Genomic DNA, 18307 nt, shown 5'->3' with positions numbered 1-18307 from the left:
CATCGGCAACGGCGTGCGGACGAGCAGCCGACCGAGGCGGGCCGACCGGAACCCGTTACTCAAAGGATTGAGGACGCAATCCATGCCATCCACTGACAGATTCGTCCGGCGCTGCGCCCCGGCCGCCGTGGCCCCGACGCTCGGCGCGGGCCTGCCGGCCGCACCCGCCGTCCCCGCGCAGGCGGCCGATACGCCCCGGCTCGCCGCCCACTACACCTTCGACCAGGACGACCTCGCCTCCGGCAGGATCAGCGACAGTTCCCGCAGCGGCCTCACGGCGGGCCCGGTGAACGGCACCACCGCCCAGTCCGTCGCGGCACGGACGGAGGCAAGGCGCTCACCCTGCCCGGCGGCGCGCCCGCCGCCGACGGCGCGTACGTCAAGCTGCCCCGCGAAGTGCTCGGCGACGCAACCGACTCGACGGTCTCCACCCGGGTGAAGCGGAGCGCCGACAAGTCGGCCTGGCAGCGGATCTTCGATCTGGGCACCGACACCACCAAGTACCTCTTCACCACCCCGTCCAACAACAGCGGGGTGCTGCGCACCGCCGTGACCACCGGCGCGATGAGGTGATCGCCACCGGCGGAGAGGTGCTGCCCGCGGTCGCCGGGTGGCAGGACGCCAACATGCGTCTGATCGTGGTGATCAGGATCCTGCTGCCCGGCAGCCGCAGTGGCTGCCGGGCGTTTGCCGAATTCAGAGTGTCCCCCCTGAATTCCTCCAGATAAGCGCGAACATAGGCGGCGGTGAGCTCGGCGTCGTGCCTGAAAGCGCCCGCCTGACGCGCCCGGCGAGGTGGGTGGCCAGATCCTGGGCACGGTAATCCGGGGTACGGATTCCTCCCCCTCACACGGCTGGCATCCGGTGCCATGGTGGCTCCGTACCTCGATTGACTATTCGGAAAGCAGCACCAAGATGTCTTCTTCTGACCGTCCCGTTGTCGCCATCGCATTTCATTCGGGCTACGGGCACACCGCCGTCCTTGCCGAGGCCGTGGCCCGCGGCGCGGACGAGACAGGGGTCCAGGTCGTGTCGATACCCGTGGACACGATCACCGAGGAGCAGTGGACCCAGCTGGACAACGCGGACGCGATCATCTTCGGCGCCCCGACCTACATGGGTACCGCATCGGCGGCCTTCCACGCGTTCGCCGAGGCCAGCAGCCAGCGGTGGGCCGCCCAGAAGTGGACCGACAAGATCGCCGCCGGGTTCACCAACTCCGGGGGCAAGAGTGGTGACAAGTCATCCACCCTCGGTTACTTCGCCACCCTGGCCGCCCAGCACGGCATGCACTGGGTCAACCTCGGACTCCTGCCCGGCTGGGGCAGCACCACGGGCAGCGAGCACGACATCAACCGTCTCGGCTACTTCCTGGGCGCCGGCGCCCAGACCCCCACCGATACCGGTCCCGAGGGCGTCCACAAGGCCGACATCACCACCGCCGAAGCCCTGGGCGCCCGCGTTGCCCGCGTCGCCTCGATCTTCGAAGCCGGCCTCACCGCCGTCAACGCCTGATAACCGGCACCCCGTGACAACTGATCCGCAGCCGAAGGAGCCCACCATGTCCGACTCGGCGAACATCGCCCTGGTCCGACGCTTCTACGAATCCCGCATGGCCCCGGAAGTCATCGCGGAGATCGTGGCGCCGGACCTCGTCTGGGACATCACACCTGGCTTCCCGGGTGGTGGGATCTACCAGGGCTGGGACAACGTGGCCCGTGACTTCTTCGGCCCGATGCGACCGAACTTCGAGTCGTTGGGAACCGTCCCCGAGCAGTACTACGAGGACGGCGACGGTCACGTCTTCGTACTCGGGCACTACCACGCCGAGACCAAGAGCGGGAACAAAGCGGATGTGCGGTTCATCCACCTGTGGACCATCCGTGCGGGCAAGATCACCGGACTGGTGCAGGCCGCGGACAGCCACGTCCTGCAGCAGACACTGAACAGCTGAGTCCCTCCCTCACCCGGCCTGCCCATGTCGCACGCGCATGGGCAGGCCGTCCGGCACCCTCCGGAGCAAAATGAAGATCCTCTGGTTGGTGCCCGCCGCCTGCCGCCTGCCGCCTGCCGCTGAACCCTGGCCGACGGGACTGACGGTCGGCTGGCGTATGGACCGAGGGGGCGCTCGGCCGCACACGCTCTGTCAGGAAGCCGGCCACGAGATCACCGGCATCCCCGGGGAACCGCACTCAGCCCGCATCTCCGACCATGGCGCCGCTCCCCCCTTCCGGCTGCGTCCACCACACCGAATCCCGGCGAAGGATCTCTCCTACTTTCTCCACAGCAGGATGTCCAGGGACAAGCTCTCCCCCACGGGTCTGGACATCGTGCGATTCTGGGAAGCATGAGTCGTGACCTGCACTTGAACGAGTTGGGCGAGTTCCTCAAAGCACGGCGTGCCAGCGTCAACCCGGCCGACGTAGGCCTCCCCACGAGCAGCGAACAGCCACGCCGGGTGGCTGGCCTACGCCGTGAGGAGGTCGCGCTGCTGGCCTCCATCAGCACGGAGTACTACGCGCGGATCGAGCAGGGCCGCCTGCAGGCATCCACTCCCGTGCTGGCCGAGCTCGCCCGGGTGCTCCGACTCGACGCGGACCAACGCACCTACCTCTTCGAACTCGCCGCCAAGAACGAACTGCCGCCTCGTCGTACCCGGCAACAAGTGGATCCACAGTTGCAGTTCCTCCTCGACGACCTCGCCACGAGCCCTGCGGTCGTGGTCGGCCGTCGAACCGACGTCCTGGGCTGGAACCAGCTGGGCGCCGCCCTGTTCGCCGACTTCGGGAACATCCCGGAGGACCGTCGGATCTACATCCGGATGCTGTTCACCGACCCCGCGCTCAGGGCCTTGTACGCGGACTGGGAAGAAGTCGCCCACCTGGCCATCGCCCAGCTCCGCATGGAGAGCGCACGCTATCCGGGCGACCCGCAGCTGACCGCCCTCGTCAACGAACTCTCGGCCATGGATGCGCAGTTCCGGAAGTGGTGGACGGAGCATCATGTCGCCGCCAGGACCTTGGGGACGAAAAGGCTGCACCATCCGGTCGTGGGAGAACTCACCCTCGGATGGAACGCCCTCGGCTGCACCTCCGACCCCGACCAGCAGATCATCGCCTGGACCGCCCAACCAGGCTCCCCCTCCCACGACGCCTTGCGGCTACTCGCCTCGTGGGCCGCAGACCAGAACCTCATGGCCTCCAGCATCGTCACTTGATCATTCGTCAGGCCGGCTGCCAGACAGTGCGTTTCGTCGGAACGGGCTCAGCGTCGTCACATGCCGCTCCGCCCAGGGATTGGAAGAACTCCACGCCTTCTTTGTCGCGTGCCATCAGCAACAACTGCTCAATTCGTGTGGAGCAGGGCGGCAGCAGGCGCCAACTCCCCCTCCGACCCGGCGGCTGCGCACTTCGGCGCTGTCCGAGCGCTGCCCACAAACGTGCTCCGCGGGGGTGGATTCCTCGCGTCCGAGGCTTGGAAGGTCGCCTTCCGCTCGCTTCAACGGACTGACCATCGTCCTGGAACACCAGGGGGACGGCCTGTCTGCGGTGGCAGTACGTTTCATTGCGGGCGGTGAGGCGCACACCTGTCCGTAGCCAGCGGGCGCCTTCCCGGTTCGGACGAGTCCGTCGGGACAAGCGGACCGCCAACCACCGCCGGGCGGTCGAGAAGGTCGCCAAGCTGCACCGCAAGGTACGCCGTCAGCGGCTCGACCACGCACACAAGACCGCCCTTGACCTCGTACGCGAACACGACTTCATCGCGCACGAAGACCTCAAGATCCGCAACATGAGCAAGGCCCCCGCCCCGAAGCCCGACCCCGAGCAGTCGGGCGGCTTCCTGCCCAACGGGACCGCTGCCAAGGCCGGGTTGAACCGCTCGAACGCCGATGCCGGACGGGGGGTGTTCCTCCAAATCCTCGCCGCCAAGGCTGAAAGCGCCGGACGGGAAGTGATCGCCGTGGACCCCCGCAACACCTCACGGCAATGCCCCGAATGCGGGCACACCGCCAAGGAGAACCGGCCCACCCAGGAGACGTTCCACTGCGTCTCGTGCGGCCACCAGGCGCACGCGGACGCGGTGGGAGCCCTAAACGTTCTACGGGCCGGGCTGGTCCGCCGCGCAGCCCAACCGGCATAGCGAGAAGCCACCCCGTTTACGGGGTGGAGGAGTCACTTACTGCCCTGTGATTCGCCATGGCATCTGCGCTGGCGCGCTACAAGGGGGAGCAAGCCCTCGGAGGAAGGCAAACAGGGGAAAGTTTCTTCCCCCTCACAGCGCTCGGTTCACGTGCAAGGCTGGGTGGCATACCACGTAACTCCCTTTCTCAGGAACGCCGCTGCCATGCCCCCACCGCCTGACCGTCGACGTCGCCCTCTACCCGGGCTGCAGTGCGCTGACTACCGAGGCCTTGGTGCGCGGCGATGCAGACGTCAGCGCGTGCAGCAGCACCACTCAGCAAGTGGTCACCGGCGTCCTCCACCGGACCGCGGTCTTCCGCGCAGGTAACGATGCCCCGGCCGTCTGACCTTCCTCAGTGCTTTCGACGCTGCGCCCCACCACCCGCACGGAGCAGACCACCGGCTGCGGGAACAAACGCGACCGACTCTGGCCTTGATCAGCCTCGACGGTTCAGTCCTCCCTGATTCACCCCGGCCCACGCTGCCAGCTGCCCCAGGCCTCCGGCCAAGTACCCGCACAGAAAGGGCCCGACGCCATGAGTATGGCCCCAGAACCCCACCGCTCTCCGACCGGCCCCGCCGACACCCTGCCCCTCCGGGACGGGATGCACATCCCAGTCATCGGTCTGGGTGTCTTCCGCAGCCCCGCCGGCCACGCCACCCAGCAGGCCGTCACCGCCGCACTGGACGCTGGTTACCGGCACATCGACACTGCCGCCGTCTACGGCAACGAGGCAGACGTGGGCCATGGGCTGCGCGAGAGCGGCCTCGACCGTGACCAGGTGTTCATCACCACCAAGCTGTGGAACGCGGATCACGGCTACCCGTCGACCCTCGACGCCTTCGAGCGCAGCCGCGGCCTGCTGGGGGTCGACCACATCGACCTCTACCTCGTCCACTGGCCTGTGCCCGGCACCCGCCAGGAAACCTGGCGCGCCATGGAACACCTCCTGGAGACGGGCAAGGCCCGCGCCATCGGCGTCAGCAACTACATGGCGCACCATCTGGAAGAGCTACTCGGCTACGCACAGCACCTGCCCTCGGTCAACCAGTTCGAGATCAGCCCCTACAACTACCGTTCCCGCGCGGATGTCATCGACCTCAGCAGGAAGAACGGCATCCAAGTGGAGGCCTACAGTCCGCTCACCAAGGGCCTCAAACTCGATGACCCGCCGCTGGTCCGGATCGCCGACGCACACCAGCGTTCCACAGCACAGGTACTGATCCGCTGGGCCCTCCAGCACGAGCTGGTCGTCCTGCCCAAGTCCACCCACGCCAACCGCATCGCCGGAAATGCCGACGTGTTCGACTTCGCCCTCACGGACGACGAGATGGAAACCCTCGACGCCCTCGACGAGAACCTCGTCACGGCCTGGGATCCCACCACCACCCCCTAGCCGGGGTCGGGGCCTCGCGCGGTGGCTGGGCTGGCGCAGCGAGATGCCTGCTGGCTGAGGAGGACGGGTTTCCCACACCTCCATCAGCACCAACAGGCAAGGCACCTCGCACGAGAGGTTCTCACCCAGCCCAGCAGCCTTCGATGACGGAGCCCCGCCGGCCCATGGCGGGCGGGTGCCCGTGACCCCTTCTTCCAGGAGAAACACCTTGCACGGTCTTGAACTCGTCGTGGTCCTGGGCGTGGCCGTGCTGGTGGGCAACGCCATAGGACAACGCTTCGATATCGCCCCACCGATTCCCCTGCTCGTGACGGGTGCGGCCCTCGGGTCTATCCCACAGGTACGGCAGGCACAGTTCCCACCGGAGGTCGTGCTGCTGCTCTTCCTGCCGGTGCTGCTGCACTGGGAGAGCATCACCACCTCCCTGCGGGAGATCCGGACCAACCTGCGCGGCATCGTGCTGATGAGCACGGTCCTCGTCATCCTCACGGCGTGGGCCGTCGCGGCGGCCGGGCACGCCCTCGGGTTGCCTTGGGGGCCGGCCTGGGTGCTCGGCGCGGCCGTGGCGCCCACGGACGCGACAGCGGTCGGCGTCCTGGCCCGTGCCCTGCCGCGCCGTCATGTCACGTTGCTGCGTGCGGAGAGCCTGGTCAACGACGGCACCGCCCTGGTCATCTACGGCCTGGCCGTCGGCATCACGGTCGGCGAGGAACACCTGAGCATGCCGCACGTCGGCGGGCTGTTCCTGCTCGCCTACGGAGGCGGCGCCGTGGTCGGAGCGGCAGTCGCGTGGGCGAACACGATCGTGCGGCGTCGACTGGACGATCCCCTGCTGGGCAACCTGGTGATGATCCTGGTGCCCTTCACCGCGTATCTGCTGGCCGAACTGGTCGAGGCCTCCGGTGTTATCGCGGTGGTCACCTGCGGCCTGATCATGTCCCAGATCGCCCCTCGCATCATCCGGGCCGAACACCGCACGCAGGCCATGGCGTTCTGGTCGCTGGCCACCTTCATCATCAACGGCGCGCTGTTCGTTCTGGTGGGAGTGGAACTGCAGTACGCCGTCCGCGATCTCAGCCGCGCCGACCTCAAGGACGCGCTGATCGCCGTAGCTGTCGTCTGCGCCGTACTCGTCGCCGTGCGCTTCGCGTTCCTGTTCGCGTCCGCCTACCTGATCCGCATGCTCGACCGCCGTCCCCAGCAGCGCCTGCTCCAGATCGGCCACCGGGCCCGTGTGATCAGCGGGCTGGCCGGATTCCGGGGCGCGGTCTCGCTCGCGGTGGCCCTCTCGGTGCCGCAGACACTCGACTCGGGCGAGCCGTTCCCCGAGCGCAGCTTCATCATCTTCGTCACCTCCGGCGTCATCCTCGTGACCCTGGTGACACAGGGCCTCATGCTCCCGGCAGCGGTGCGCTGGGCGAAGCTGCCCCCCGACACCTCGGTCGACGAGGAACACGGCCTCGCCGAGACCACCGCCATCGAAGCCGCGCTCAAGGCGATGCCGAATCTCGCCGCCGACCTGGGCACCGGGCCGAACACCGTCGAGTGGCTGCGCCAGGAGTACAAGGGGCGCCTGGCATCCGCGCGGGCCCGGAGCACGGGCGCCGACAACGACCCGGCGCTGCTCCAGCACCAGGACTACACCGCGTTGCATCTGGCACTCATCGCCCACAGACGTGACACCGTCGTCCGACTTCGCGACGAACGCCACATCGACGACACTGTCCTACGCCGCCTGCAGGCAGACCTCGACAATGAGGAAGTCCGCCTGTCCGGCAGCTCGATGGTGGAGTGACCAGCAGCTAGACGTCGTTTCTCCACGGTGAGCGGGAACGTCTTGATACTCAGTTGCTGGGGCCGGGGCCGCTACGGACCCTGGTGTCGAGGGCATCGATCGCGGCCACCTCGGCGGGGAGACAGGAAGAAGTCGAAGGCATCGACGTTCTCCTTGATCCGGCTGGCGCGTACCGACTTGGGGATGGCGGACAGGCCGTGCTGGAGGTGCCAGCGCAGCACGATCTGCGCCGGGGTCTTGCCGTAGGTGTCGGCCAGGTCGAGGACGACCGGGTGGCTGAGCACGTTCCTGGCGCCGTCCCCGTCAGCTGTGTGGTAGAGATTCACGCCGCCGATGGGGGACCAGGACTGGGTGATGGTGCCGTGCTGCCTGTCGGCCTCACGCACCGCCTGCTGGATGAAGTACGGGTGCAACTCGACCTGGTTGACGGCTGGCACCTCATCCGTGCGCTCGATCAGGTCGGCCAGGTTCTGCGAACTGTGATTACACCTGCCGATCGCGCGAACGCACCCGTCGGCCAGCATCTTCTCCGCGGCCTTGTAGGCGGCGACGGCGGCGGAAGTGCGCTTCGCAGTAACCACGACCTCACCGGCCACGCGATCAAGCATGCGCCCGCCGCCCATACGGGAAAATGGGAAAGATTCATCCCGGAACCGGGGAACCCAGGAAAACCATGTCCCCGTTCACAGCCGCGCAACTCGCCTGATGGGATCATGGTGGACATGGTTCGTGAACCGCAGTTGAGCCGTCTGGGCGAGTTCCTCAAAAAGCACCGCGCCGAGGTCGGCCTTGACGACAGCGGACTGACGTCCGGTGGGCGGGCACGCCGCGTACCCGGCCTGCGCCGCGAGGAGGTGGCCCAGCTCGCCGCGATCAGCACCGACTACTACACCCGCTTGGAGCAGGGACGTGTCCAGGCCTCCGAGCCGGTCCTCGCCGAGTTGGCCAAAGTGCTGCAGCTCAACGACGATCAGCGCATCTACCTGTTCGAACTCGCCGGCAAGGGGGCAGCGGCACGACCGACCCCGGAGGAACGACAGCACGTGCAGCTCCAGTTGCGCCGCATGCTCGACGACCTCAACACCACCCCGGCCTTCGTCGTCGGACGGCGCACCGACATCCTCGCCTGGAACCACACCGCCGCCGCACTCTTCTGCGACTTCGGCCAGATCCCCGAACCGGAACGCAACTTCGTCTGGCAGATGTTCACCGACACACCGATCCGACGCGGTCACGCCCGCTGGGAGGAGTCGGGTCAGACCACTGTGGCCCAGCTGAGGATGGAGGCCGCCCGATATCCCGACGACCCGCGACTGGCCGAACTCGTCCGTGAACTCTCCCAGCGGGACCCTCACTTCCGGCAGTGGTGGTCCGCCCACGACGTGCTGACACGTACCGGCGGCCACACCACACTGCTCCACGCCGACTTCGGCGAGATCGAAGTGGACTGGGCCACGCTCCTGTGCGCCGACGACCCCGAGCAGCAACTCGTGATCTGGACCACCGAGCCCGGCACCCCGGCGCACGACGCCTTTCGGCAGCTCAGCGTGGGATGAGGCCCCTCGCCGATACGACCGGAAACCTCTCCTGAGCAGCGCACACTCAGCTCTTGAACCGCATTGACGGATTCTGGGCACAGGACCGGCCCCGTCTGCCGATAGGACTCGAAGGCCCAGATGATCAGGCGCCAAAGGCGGCCGCGTCCCGATCAGGCAGGACATCCATCACACGGGCCGCCTCGACTCGACCAGGACAGTGCCGTAGCGCCCCATTTGCGAAGGCGAGCTCATCGACGCCCAGCACCCGCGGAGCCTGCTCAGGCACCGTCGACGCCGTGAGCAGGCCGAGCAGGTGCGTGCGGCCGACGGGCAACTGCAGAGTCCGGCGCAGGCGTTTCTCTGCCGGCCGCCCAGGAACGCAGCGATGGCACGCGACCATCGCCGCAGCCCGACGCTCTGGCGCCGGTCCCCTTCGCTGAGGTCCGGGACCTGCTCGGCGAACGTCCTGCGTGGGCACCAGGCTCACCGGCAGAGGAAGCGACACACGCTGAATTTTGGTGCGGTTGCTGAGCTGCCACCTGTGCGAGCGCAGAACACATCGCTTCATTCTGTTGGCCGTTATCAGACGCCACATCGCGCCGTCGCAGCACCCTGCAGCACGTTGAAACCGGGCATACACAAAGGCCCCCGCGCCTCCTGGCATGAGAGGCGCGGAGGCGCTGGGCACCCTGATCCGATGCCGTCTTGGCAGCGCAAGAGGAAGCCGCGCGTGGCTCAGTCGTGCGTGGTGGGGTCTACTTCACCCCAGGCGAGACCTGCTCCGCGGTCCATACCGCGGATGTAGTCCATGTCGGCGTCGTCGATGCGGAACGAGAAAACGTCCAAATTCTCACGCATACGGACCGGGTTGGTGCTCTTGGGAAGCACCGGATAGCCGTTCTGCACGCCCCAGCCCAGGAGGAACTGCGCCTCGGTGACACCGTATTTTTCCGCCAGCTTCCTGAAGGGGGCATCAGGCTGCTCTCCCTCGGTGCGCATTTCCTGCGTCTTTCCGCTCGCATGACCGGGTGCGATGCGCCAGGTCGACAACGGAGCCAGACTGCTGTAGGCGATGGGGGTGATGTCTTTCTGGTTCAAGTGCGAGACCAGTTCGGGCTTCTGCGACCAGGGATGCAGCTCGATCTGGTTGGCGTGCGGAACGAGAAGTCCCGCCTCGATCAACTCGTCGATGTGATCGGCACCGAAGTTCGACACGCCGATCGCGCGCGTCTTGCCGCTCTTGTAGGCCTCAACCAGCCCCTGCCACTGCGCCAGGCGCTGCTCACGCCCGAACGTGGCGTGGATGAGATACAGGTCGACCTGCTCCAGACCGAGCCGGTCGAGACTCTCGTCAATCGACTGCAGGGTCTCTTCGCTCGTCTTGGGGCGTTCCCCCGCCAGCGGCCACAACTTGGTCGTCACGAACACGTCGCCGCGTTCGAGGCCTGCCTGCTGGATAGCGCGACGCAGTCCTTCACCGACGCCACGCTCGTTCCCATACGCCTCGGCGGTATCGACGTGTCGATACCCTGCGGCGAGGGCATTCTCGACGGCGGACGCGGTCTCTTCGTTCGGAATGAGATAAGTTCCGAAGCCGACCAGGGGAACCTTCACCCCGGTGGTCAACTCACGCTCGTGCGTATTGGTCATCATCATCTCCTTGCCAGGTTGTGCATCTTGCTGATTATTTGAACAGTGATGATGGAGTGGTGTGCCTAGCTCCCTGTTGGCAACGCAGACAGGGCTCACCATGGGAAGTGGGTGCCCGATTACCCGTATATGACACGCCCAAGATCAACCCGATCGACTGTGTACGTGAGTCCGTACCCGCCTATGTGCATGAACTTGTACGCGGGCAGGCCCATGCGACGTCACCGGACAGCTCAAGCGTCTTGCCCGTCGTGACCGGGTCAAGCATCACTGCGGCGATGGCGGCGGCGTAGTCGGCTCGCGGAGTGCACGCGACGCGTCCCGCCTCGGCGCTGGACACGAGTTGTTGTCACCAGGGCAGTTGCTTGCCATCCCTGAAGAAGAGGCCGGTGGGGCCGTCGTCGGGCAGGGTGGCGGCCCATACGACACCCCTGGCGCCGTCGGCGACGGGGCGAGCAAACGCTTCTGTGCCGGGGCGTGTGGCAGTGACTCCGGGGCATACGGCGTTCACGAGGATGTTGTCGCTCTTGAGTTCCTTCGCCATCTTGAGCGTGAGTCCGTTGAGTGCTGTCTTGGTCAGGGCGTAGGCCGAGATCGGCATCGCGCCGAATCGCTCCATCTCGAATCCGGGGTAGTTGACCAGTCCGTAGTCGGGATCCCAGAACGACCCTGCTCCGCTGGACACGTTGACGATCCTGCCGTGACCGCTGGTGACGAGAAGGGGCAGGAACTTCTGGGTAACGCTCCACGTGCCGATCACGTTGGTCTGGAACTCAAGCAGCAGTTCGTCCATGTCCTTGTCGGCCACGTCAGGGGAGCCCACCATCATCGCGGCGTTGTTCACCAGGATGTCCAGTTTCCCGAACTGCGCGTCGACGCGCTGCGCGGCCGTCGTCACGCTTGCGTGGTCGAGCAGGTCCAGTGCCAGGGCGGACGCCTCGATGCCCTGGTCGACAAGCTCTGCGGCGAGGGGCTCCACCTGTTCGAGCCGCCGGGCGGACACGATGACGTGGAGCCCCTCGGCACCCAGCTGCCGAGCGGTCTCGAACCCCAGCCCTTCTCGTCGGCCGGATCCGGTGATGAGTGCAGTGCGCATGCTCTTGCCTTTCTTCGGTCTAGGACGGCCCCTCGGTGGCGAGCGCATACGGAGGTGCTGCGCGAGCCCGCGCATGAAGTGGGCTTGGGATGCAGGCCCACTGCGGAGGCAGGTCCTGGTCTCGGCGGAGGATCCACGATGAGTGGTCCCACCTCCGGGGGTGCTGTCTTCTAGGCATCTGGGATGGTCATGTCGAACACATTGGTGCGGGCCACGTCCGGGTCCGGTCCGTGGCGGACACCGGTGTCGAGGGCGTCGATCGTGGCAAGCTCGTCGTCGGCGAGGGAGAAGTCGAAGACGTCGAAGTTCTCTGCGATCCGCCGAGGGTTGGTCGACTTCCGGATGGCCGAGCGCCCCTGCTGCAGATGCCACCGGAGCAGGACCTGTGCCGCGCTCTTGCCGTGGGCCTGCGCGATGGCGGTGACGGCGGGGTCGTCCATCACATTGCGACGCTCCTCGCCCCAGCCCGGATAGAAGGTGATCCCGCCGATCGGTGACCAGGCCTGGGTCAGGATGCCGTGGTCGGTGTCGGCCTTCTGCACGGCCGGCTGGGTGAAGTAGGGGTGCAGCTCGATCTGGTTGACCGCCGGCACCACACGCGTGCGCTGCATCAGGTCGGCCAGGTGGTCCGGCATGAAGTTGCTGACACCGATCCCGCGCACCTGTCCGTCAGCGAGGAGCTTCTCCAGAGCGGTGTACGCAGCCACGGTCGCGTCGAAGCGACTCGGGGCGGGCTGGTGCAGGATCAGCAGGTCCAGCTGCTCCACGCCGAGCTTGCGCGTCGCCTTGTCGAAGGCGCGCAGCGTCCCGTCGAAGCCGTAGTCGCTGACCCAGACCTTGGTTTCCAGGAACACCTCCGAGCGGTCGACCCCCGAGCGGCGCAGGCCCTCGCCGACCTGACGCTCGTTCTGATAGACGGCAGCGGTGTCGATGTGGCGGTAGCCGGTGGCCAGTGCTGTGGCGACGGCGTCGGCAGTCTCCTCGGGGCTGCTCTGGAAGACTCCGAGGCCCAGGGCCGGCAGGACGACACCGTTGTTGAGGGTGATGTTGATCATGGGTTTACGACCTTTGATACGTGTGCAGCGAGGCTGCGGTTGGTTCTGATTTCCTGCAGGCCAGGGGGACGAGATACTCGTCGGACCGGAACACCGGCTGGCTGCTGTGCGGTGATGGCGTCCCGGGTCCAGATCCGGGCCTACAGCGGTCCCCCATCATCAGGCCGACGGGTCCGCTGGGAGCGGGAGACACACCCGGAACCACGTTTCTCCCGGGCGGGAGTCCACGCGGATGTCGCCGTGGTGCTTGTTGACGACGATGCGGTACGAGATGTCCAGCCCAAGGCCCGTTCCCTCGCCGACCGGCTTGGTGGTGAAGAACGGCTCGAAGATCCGCGGCCGTACTTCCGGGGGGATGCCCGGTCCGGTGTCGCCCACTTCGGCCAGCAGCCGGTCGCCGTCCCGCCGGGTGCGCAGCGTCAGGGTGCCTTCGCCGCGCATGGTGTAAAGGGCGTTGACGATGAGGTTGGTCCACACCTGGTTGAGTTCCGCGCCGTACGCCAGGATCGGCGGCAGGTCCGGTTCGTAGTGGCGCACCACCGTGACGCCGGGCGGGATCTTGGCTCGCAGCATCGTCAGGGTCGCCTCCAGCAGCGTGTGAATGTCGACGGTCTGCTGGGGTGCCCGGTCCAGCTGGGAGTACTGCTTGGCCGCGTCGACCAGGCCGGAGATCCGGGACACCGAGTCGTCGATCTCCGCCCTCAGCAGCTCGGTGTCGATGCTGTGGATGATCCACCGCACCGCCGGGGCCAGCTGTGACTCACCGACCTGCCCGGCCACCGAGTCCAGCCAGGCCGCGTCGACACCCCCGGCCACCAGGGTGGAGGCGAGGTCCCAACTGCCGTCGACCCCGTGCTCATACAGCCAGTCACTGAGCGCGTCCTCGGCGTCCGAGGCGTCCAGGGCGGACAACTGCCGGGCTGTCGCCGCTCGTTGCACCGCTGCTTCCTGCAGCGCCACCAGGCCCTTCAACCGAGGCCCGTCCAGCCCGCCATCGGCGATGGCCGCGAACTCCAGCCGCATGCCCGCGATCCGCTCCCCCAGGGCCGAGGTGGCCCGCAGAGCGGCCGCCGCCGGATTGTTGAGCTCGTGGGTCAGTCCCGCCGACAGCGCGCCGAGGGCGACCAGCCGCTCCCGCTCGCCCGTGACGGTGTTGCTCAGCCGGAGGCCGAAGAACAGCCCTTCCAGCAGGTGCACCGCCATCGGGAACCAGGTGCGCACCGCGGAGCCGAACTCGTCGGCCGGCAGCGCCAAGAAGGAGCTGTCGGTGAGCGCCCGCATGCTGTTGATGTACAGCTGCTCGACACGATCCCCGAGATACGCCTGATTCGCCCCGCCATACGCACCGCGATGGTCGGCGCGCAATACCTCGACGTCGTCCCCGCGCACCCGGCGGCTGAGCGCCACCGACCCCTCCAGCAGCACGAAGAAACAGGTCGCCGGCTCACCCTCGGCGAACACCAGGCTGCCTGCGGCCCGTTGCTCCACGCGGCCGCACGCCGCCAGCAGCTCCAGCTGGGCTTCGTCCAACGATGCGAACAGGAAGAGGCTCCGCAGCTCCGCCGGAGACAGTCGCTCCCGAACCTCCCGGCCTTCGTCGCCCTGTCGCCCACTCACTGCGTCTCCAGATACTGGTGCACCAGGGAAACGGCCATCGCGCCGTCGCCGACGGCGGATGCCACTCGTTTGACCGAGGAGGCCCGCGCGTCCCCGGCGGCGAACACTCCGGGCAGGCTGGTCTCCAGGTGGTACGGGGCCCGTGTCAGTGGCCAGCCCGCTGGCGGACGCCCGTCGGTCACGAGGTCCGTGCCGGTGAGCAGGAAACCCTTCGGGTCCCGGACGACCACGCCGTCCAGCCAGTCCGTGCCCGGCTGTGCGCCGATGAAGACGAACACGTAGGAGGCATCCAAGGTCCGCGTGGCACCGGAGCGGTTGTCGCGCAAGGTCAGCCGCTCCAGGTGCCCCTCGCCCTCCGCGGCCACGACCTCGGTGCTCGAGTGCACCGTGATGTTGTCGATGGCGTTGATCTGGCTGATCAGGTAGCTCGACATCGAGCGGCTGAGGTCGTCGCCGCGGATCAGGATGTGCACCTGCCGCGCGTAGCGGGAGAAGTACACCGCGGCCTGCCCGGCGGAGTTGGCGCCGCCCACCACATAGACGTCCTCCTTGCTGCAGCTGGGGGCCTCACTGCGGGCGGAGCCGTAGAAGACGCCGCAGCCGGTCAGCGCCTCCAGACCCGGGGCAGCGAGCCGCCGGTAGGAGACTCCGGTGGCCAGGATCACGCTCTGGGCGGTGATGGCGGATCCGTCGTCGAAGCGCAGCACCCGCGCGGAGCCGGCCGGCTCCAGGGCTACTACCTCTCGGGTGCTGAGGATCTCCGCGCCGAACTTCACCGCTTGGCGTCGGGCCCGGTCGGTCAGCTGGGCTCCGGAGACCCCGTCGGGAAAGCCGAGGTAGTTCTCGATGCGGCTGCTCTGCCCCGCCTGTCCACCGGTGGCCCGGCGCTCCACCAGGACGGTTCGCAGTCCCTCGGACGCCCCGTACACGGCCGCCCCCAGGCCCGCCGGTCCGCCGCCGACCACCACCAGGTCGTAGAGCTCGGCGGCGGGTGCGGTACTCAGCCCGACGTGGGCGGCGAGCTCCGGCTCTGTCGGACTGGCCAAAGTCGTCCCGTCGGCGGTGACCACCAGCGGTAGCTGGGTGACGGTGAGCCCCGCGGCGGCCAGCAACCGGGCGCCTTCCGCTTCGTCGGCCAGCAGCCAGCGGTAGGGCACCAGGTTGCGGGTGAGGAAGTCCCGCACCGCGAAGGACGGCGCCGACCAGCGGTGCCCGACCACCCGGACGTCGGACGCGGCCGGGTCCGGCGTCGCCCGCCACGTCTCCAGGAGAGTGTCGATGACCGGGTAGAGATGCTCCTCGGGCGGGTTCCAGGGCTTGAGCAGATAGTGGTCGAGGTCGACCACGTTGATGGCGTCGATCGCCGCACCGTTGTCGGCGTAGGCGGTGAGCAGCACGCGTCGGGCGCGCGGGAAGAGGTCCATCGCCGCCTCGAGGAACTCGACCCCGTTCATCTTCGGCATGCGGTAGTCGGCGAGCATCAGGGCAAGCTGCACGCCGCGCAGCTTGAGCTCGCGCAGCGCTTCCAGGGCCTCCTCCACGCTGCTCGCGCGCACCACCCGGTAGCGGTCCCCGTAGCGGCGCCTGAGGTCTCGGGCGACCGCCCGTGACACCGCCGGATCGTCGTCGACGGTCAAGATCGCCGGGTTGGGAACGTTCATGGGCCCCTCCTGGGCAGCCGTCACACCATCTGCTCGTCGATGCAGCACCAGCGCCAGTCCTCACCGGATTCGTATGACTGGATCACCGGATGGCTGGTCCCGCTGAAGTGAGCGGTGGCGTGTTTGCCGGGTGAGCTGTCGCAGCACCCAACATGTCCGCAGGTCAGGCAGAGCCGCAGATGCAGCCAGTACCCACCGGTCGCCAGGCACTCCTCGCAGCCATCCGGTGTACGTGCCGTCGGCGGGTCACCGGCCGGAAGGTGGTCGCAGGTAGCCGTCATGGGATTCTCCTGTCCTTCCAGGCCGAGCTCGCGCCGTGCGTCCTTAGCCTGGCATCTCTGGCAACCGAGTTGAGGGGGAAGGATTCTTACCCTGGTTGCTCTCACCCAGGGATGGGAACCTCCCCTTTTACATGCGCGCACGCAGAGGAAACATGACGAATTGCAGCGTCTGTACGCCAGATTTCTCCAGGAGCGACTTTTTCTATGAAGGCTGTAGGACTGACTGAATTCGGCGGGCCCGAAGTGCTCCGGGTCCTGGAACTTCCCGCCCCCGAGGCCGGGCCCGGCGAGATCCGCATCCGCGTGCACGCGGCGGCCGTCAACCCGATCGACACCATGGTGCGCCGGGGCACGGCCTTCGTTTCCGACGCCGAGCCGCCCTACGTGCCGGGCATGGATGCAGCCGGCGTCATCGAGCAGATCGGCGAGGGAGTCGACACCGACCTCAGCATCGGCGACCACGTCATGGCCGTCGCGGTCATCTCCGGGACGCACGGCGCCTACGCCGAACACCTCGTCGTCCCCGCCGAGTCGGTTGTCCGCACCCCCGCGGGCCTCACCGACATCCAGGCCGCCACACTGCCCATGAACGGCCTCACCGCCCGCATGGCCCTGGACCTGCTCAGCCTCCCCACCGGCTCCACCATCGCCGTCACCGGAGCAGCGGGCGCCGTCGGTGCCTACGCCGTCCAGCTGGCCAAGGCCGACGGCCACCGCGTCATCGCTGACGCCGCGCCAAAAGACGAACAGTTGGTCAAGGACCTCGGCGCCGACCTCGTCCTGCCCCGCGGAACCGACTACGCACAGCTCGTGCGCGAGGAGGTACCCGACGGCGTCGACGGACTCCTCGACACCGCCGGCATCGTCGAACCCACCTCCCACGCCGTCCGCGACAACGGACGGATCGCGTCGTCGGTCCACCGCATCAAGGGGTCCGCTGAACGCGGCATCGTGACGCAGACGACGTTCGTGCCGCAGTACGCACGTGAACACGCCAAGCTCGACCGCCTGCGGCAGCTGGCCGAGGAGGGCCGACTCACCCCGCGAGTCGCGCAAACCCTGGCCGCCGAGCAGGCCCCCGAAGCACACCGGCTACTGGAGGCAGGCGGCCTCCGCGGACGAATCGTCCTCACCTTCTCAACTCCAACCGCCGACCGTACTCCGAAGTCGCCCGAAAGCTGAACGCGCCGACGGCCACGGGAAATCGGAGCTGGCCGACCCGTATCCGACATCGAGACAATGCGGCAGGAGACTGCGATATCGCTACCGAAATCGGCAAGCTCGGTATCTTCCTTCCCTGGATGCGGCTCAGCACCCAACTGGCAGTCGAGGTGAAGGAGTTCGGTTACGTTTGGAATTTCCTTTCGGCCTCCCGACATAGCCCCTTGACGCTACGGCCGTAAGACCCAATCCGGCTGGGATGCCCAGCGCAATTTCGGTCGAACCGCCCGGCACGCCACGCCGCTCTCCCGCCCTCTCTTCGGCGACGTGACCGGCCCCTGTGCGCTACACAGTGACGGTGTCTCGGGCAGCGGGGCTGCGCCATCTGCTGCCGCCCGAGCACCGGGGAGGTCACCGTGTGGCACCCCACTTCCCGGGCGGAGTTGACGCCGCGCTGGGATCACTCGTCGAGCCTTGGGGCAGGTGGCGGCCCGGATCGACGTGCTGGCCCTGCTGTGCAGCGCCGCCCACGGCTTCCCGACCGCCCCGCTTTTGGTCGGGTTCGGGGCCCGCGAAGGCGAACTGATCGAAGTCCGAGGACACCTTGGAGAACGAACGTTCCACGCTGCGGCTACAGCATCCCAAGCAGCGCTGCCAGCCTCCTCCAAAGTGATGAGAACCATTCCGTTCTTAATGCTGAGGCGCCCGACCGGCGAGAAGTTCTACGATCCAGGAAATGCGAAAAGCCATTACCTTCGCGCGTGTCCAACCATTTGACGTCCTACGCGGTATCGCAATCACAGACACACCACCGTCCACCATCAATTCCGGAGGAACTGTCCCCCGGCCCCCGGTCTCCCGATAGGATCAACGAG

At 67.4% G+C, this 18307-nt stretch carries 16 protein-coding genes and 1 pseudogene; 10 read left to right on the top strand and 7 right to left on the bottom strand.

Going from position 1 to position 18307, the window contains the following annotated elements:
• Positions 1 to 82 precede the first annotated feature (82 nt).
• The 8 genes and pseudogenes from ACIRA5_RS49920 (at position 83) to ACIRA5_RS49885 (ending at position 7373) form a co-directional block, all read left to right on the top strand.
• Positions 83 to 439, top strand: coding sequence for a hypothetical protein (locus ACIRA5_RS49920; protein WP_403704265.1), 357 nt, complete (start codon positions 83 to 85; stop codon positions 437 to 439).
• Positions 436 to 573 (top strand): hypothetical protein, encoded by a 138-nt coding sequence (locus ACIRA5_RS49915; RefSeq protein WP_403704262.1) that lies wholly within the window; start codon positions 436 to 438, stop codon positions 571 to 573. The genes ACIRA5_RS49920 and ACIRA5_RS49915 overlap by 4 nt, the downstream gene beginning before the upstream one ends.
• Positions 574 to 915: 342 nt before the next feature.
• Positions 916 to 1515 (top strand): flavodoxin family protein, encoded by a 600-nt coding sequence (locus tag ACIRA5_RS49910; RefSeq protein ID WP_403704259.1) that lies wholly within the window; start codon positions 916 to 918, stop codon positions 1513 to 1515.
• Positions 1516 to 1561: 46 nt separating this feature from the next.
• Positions 1562 to 1954 carry a nuclear transport factor 2 family protein gene (locus tag ACIRA5_RS49905; RefSeq protein WP_403704256.1) on the top strand — a complete coding sequence of 131 codons (393 nt, stop codon included), beginning with the start codon at positions 1562 to 1564 and terminating at the stop codon, positions 1952 to 1954.
• 393 nt (positions 1955 to 2347) lie between these two features.
• Positions 2348 to 3217, top strand: coding sequence for a helix-turn-helix domain-containing protein (locus ACIRA5_RS49900; protein WP_403704252.1), 870 nt, complete (start codon positions 2348 to 2350; stop codon positions 3215 to 3217).
• 377 nt (positions 3218 to 3594) lie between these two features.
• Positions 3595 to 4140, top strand: a pseudogene (locus ACIRA5_RS49895) (RNA-guided endonuclease InsQ/TnpB family protein); the annotation flags it as partial.
• A gap of 577 nt (positions 4141 to 4717) precedes the next feature.
• Entirely contained in the window at positions 4718 to 5578 is an 861-nt protein-coding gene (locus tag ACIRA5_RS49890; RefSeq protein WP_403704249.1) for an aldo/keto reductase, read from the top strand.
• A gap of 208 nt (positions 5579 to 5786) precedes the next feature.
• Positions 5787 to 7373 (top strand): Na+/H+ antiporter, encoded by a 1587-nt coding sequence (locus ACIRA5_RS49885; RefSeq protein WP_403704246.1) that lies wholly within the window; start codon positions 5787 to 5789, stop codon positions 7371 to 7373.
• A gap of 71 nt (positions 7374 to 7444) precedes the next feature.
• On the opposite strand, the gene ACIRA5_RS49880 is transcribed toward ACIRA5_RS49885, so the two are convergent.
• The gene (locus ACIRA5_RS49880; protein ID WP_403704243.1) at positions 7445 to 7969 is read right to left on the bottom strand and encodes an aldo/keto reductase; all 525 of its coding nucleotides are present in this window, start codon (positions 7967 to 7969) and stop codon (positions 7445 to 7447) included.
• 126 nt (positions 7970 to 8095) lie between these two features.
• Between ACIRA5_RS49880 and ACIRA5_RS49875 the strand changes: the two genes are divergently transcribed.
• Positions 8096 to 8929: a helix-turn-helix domain-containing protein gene (locus ACIRA5_RS49875; RefSeq protein ID WP_403704240.1), complete on the top strand. Its 834-nt coding sequence runs from the start codon at positions 8096 to 8098 to the stop codon at positions 8927 to 8929.
• A 717-nt stretch (positions 8930 to 9646) separates the two neighbouring features.
• Here the strand turns inward: ACIRA5_RS49875 and ACIRA5_RS49870 are convergent.
• The 6 genes from ACIRA5_RS49870 to ACIRA5_RS49845 all read right to left on the bottom strand — a co-directional run bounded on the left by ACIRA5_RS49870 (position 9647) and on the right by ACIRA5_RS49845 (position 16271).
• Positions 9647 to 10561 carry an aldo/keto reductase family protein gene (locus tag ACIRA5_RS49870; RefSeq protein ID WP_403704237.1) on the bottom strand — a complete coding sequence of 305 codons (915 nt, stop codon included), beginning with the start codon at positions 10559 to 10561 and terminating at the stop codon, positions 9647 to 9649.
• A 349-nt stretch (positions 10562 to 10910) separates the two neighbouring features.
• Positions 10911 to 11657 carry an SDR family NAD(P)-dependent oxidoreductase gene (locus ACIRA5_RS49865; RefSeq protein ID WP_403704234.1) on the bottom strand — a complete coding sequence of 249 codons (747 nt, stop codon included), beginning with the start codon at positions 11655 to 11657 and terminating at the stop codon, positions 10911 to 10913.
• Positions 11658 to 11827: 170 nt separating this feature from the next.
• Positions 11828 to 12712: an aldo/keto reductase gene (locus ACIRA5_RS49860; RefSeq protein ID WP_403704231.1), complete on the bottom strand. Its 885-nt coding sequence runs from the start codon at positions 12710 to 12712 to the stop codon at positions 11828 to 11830.
• Between the two features lie 159 nt (positions 12713 to 12871).
• Positions 12872 to 14329: an ATP-binding protein gene (locus ACIRA5_RS49855; RefSeq protein WP_403704227.1), complete on the bottom strand. Its 1458-nt coding sequence runs from the start codon at positions 14327 to 14329 to the stop codon at positions 12872 to 12874.
• Positions 14326 to 15990 (bottom strand): FAD-dependent oxidoreductase, encoded by a 1665-nt coding sequence (locus tag ACIRA5_RS49850; RefSeq protein ID WP_403704224.1) that lies wholly within the window; start codon positions 15988 to 15990, stop codon positions 14326 to 14328. The genes ACIRA5_RS49855 and ACIRA5_RS49850 overlap by 4 nt, the downstream gene beginning before the upstream one ends.
• Positions 15991 to 16010: 20 nt before the next feature.
• A complete protein-coding gene (locus ACIRA5_RS49845; RefSeq protein WP_403704221.1) occupies positions 16011 to 16271 on the bottom strand; it encodes a UBP-type zinc finger domain-containing protein in 261 nt (86 codons plus the stop codon).
• A gap of 204 nt (positions 16272 to 16475) precedes the next feature.
• Here ACIRA5_RS49845 and ACIRA5_RS49840 point away from each other — a divergent pair, with 204 nt between their 5' ends.
• Positions 16476 to 17453, top strand: coding sequence for an NADP-dependent oxidoreductase (locus ACIRA5_RS49840; RefSeq protein ID WP_403704218.1), 978 nt, complete (start codon positions 16476 to 16478; stop codon positions 17451 to 17453).
• Positions 17454 to 18307: the final 854 nt, after the last annotated feature.

The organism is Streptomyces sp. NPDC096311 (assembly GCF_044763085.1).
Taxonomy (GTDB): Bacteria; Actinomycetota; Actinomycetes; order Streptomycetales; family Streptomycetaceae; genus Streptomyces.
The sequence above is the reverse complement of the archived record's forward strand: the minus strand, read 5'-3'. Positions and strand labels throughout refer to the sequence as shown.

Excerpts from the sequence above, each read along its gene's own strand:
- ACIRA5_RS49920 (WP_403704265.1), top strand. The coding sequence starts at position 83 with ATGCCATCCACTGACAGATTCGTCCGGCGCTGCGCCCCGGCCGCCGTG.
- ACIRA5_RS49905 (WP_403704256.1), top strand. The coding sequence starts at position 1,562 with ATGTCCGACTCGGCGAACATCGCCCTGGTCCGACGCTTCTACGAATCC.
- ACIRA5_RS49850 (WP_403704224.1), bottom strand. The coding sequence starts at position 15,990 with ATGAACGTTCCCAACCCGGCGATCTTGACCGTCGACGACGATCCGGCG.
- ACIRA5_RS49870 (WP_403704237.1), bottom strand. The coding sequence starts at position 10,561 with ATGACCAATACGCACGAGCGTGAGTTGACCACCGGGGTGAAGGTTCCC.
- ACIRA5_RS49840 (WP_403704218.1), top strand. The coding sequence starts at position 16,476 with ATGAAGGCTGTAGGACTGACTGAATTCGGCGGGCCCGAAGTGCTCCGG.
- ACIRA5_RS49845 (WP_403704221.1), bottom strand. The coding sequence starts at position 16,271 with ATGACGGCTACCTGCGACCACCTTCCGGCCGGTGACCCGCCGACGGCA.
- ACIRA5_RS49875 (WP_403704240.1), top strand. The coding sequence starts at position 8,096 with ATGGTTCGTGAACCGCAGTTGAGCCGTCTGGGCGAGTTCCTCAAAAAG.
- ACIRA5_RS49860 (WP_403704231.1), bottom strand. The coding sequence starts at position 12,712 with ATGATCAACATCACCCTCAACAACGGTGTCGTCCTGCCGGCCCTGGGC.
- ACIRA5_RS49865 (WP_403704234.1), bottom strand. The coding sequence starts at position 11,657 with ATGCGCACTGCACTCATCACCGGATCCGGCCGACGAGAAGGGCTGGGG.
- ACIRA5_RS49910 (WP_403704259.1), top strand. The coding sequence starts at position 916 with ATGTCTTCTTCTGACCGTCCCGTTGTCGCCATCGCATTTCATTCGGGC.
- ACIRA5_RS49900 (WP_403704252.1), top strand. The coding sequence starts at position 2,348 with ATGAGTCGTGACCTGCACTTGAACGAGTTGGGCGAGTTCCTCAAAGCA.
- ACIRA5_RS49890 (WP_403704249.1), top strand. The coding sequence starts at position 4,718 with ATGAGTATGGCCCCAGAACCCCACCGCTCTCCGACCGGCCCCGCCGAC.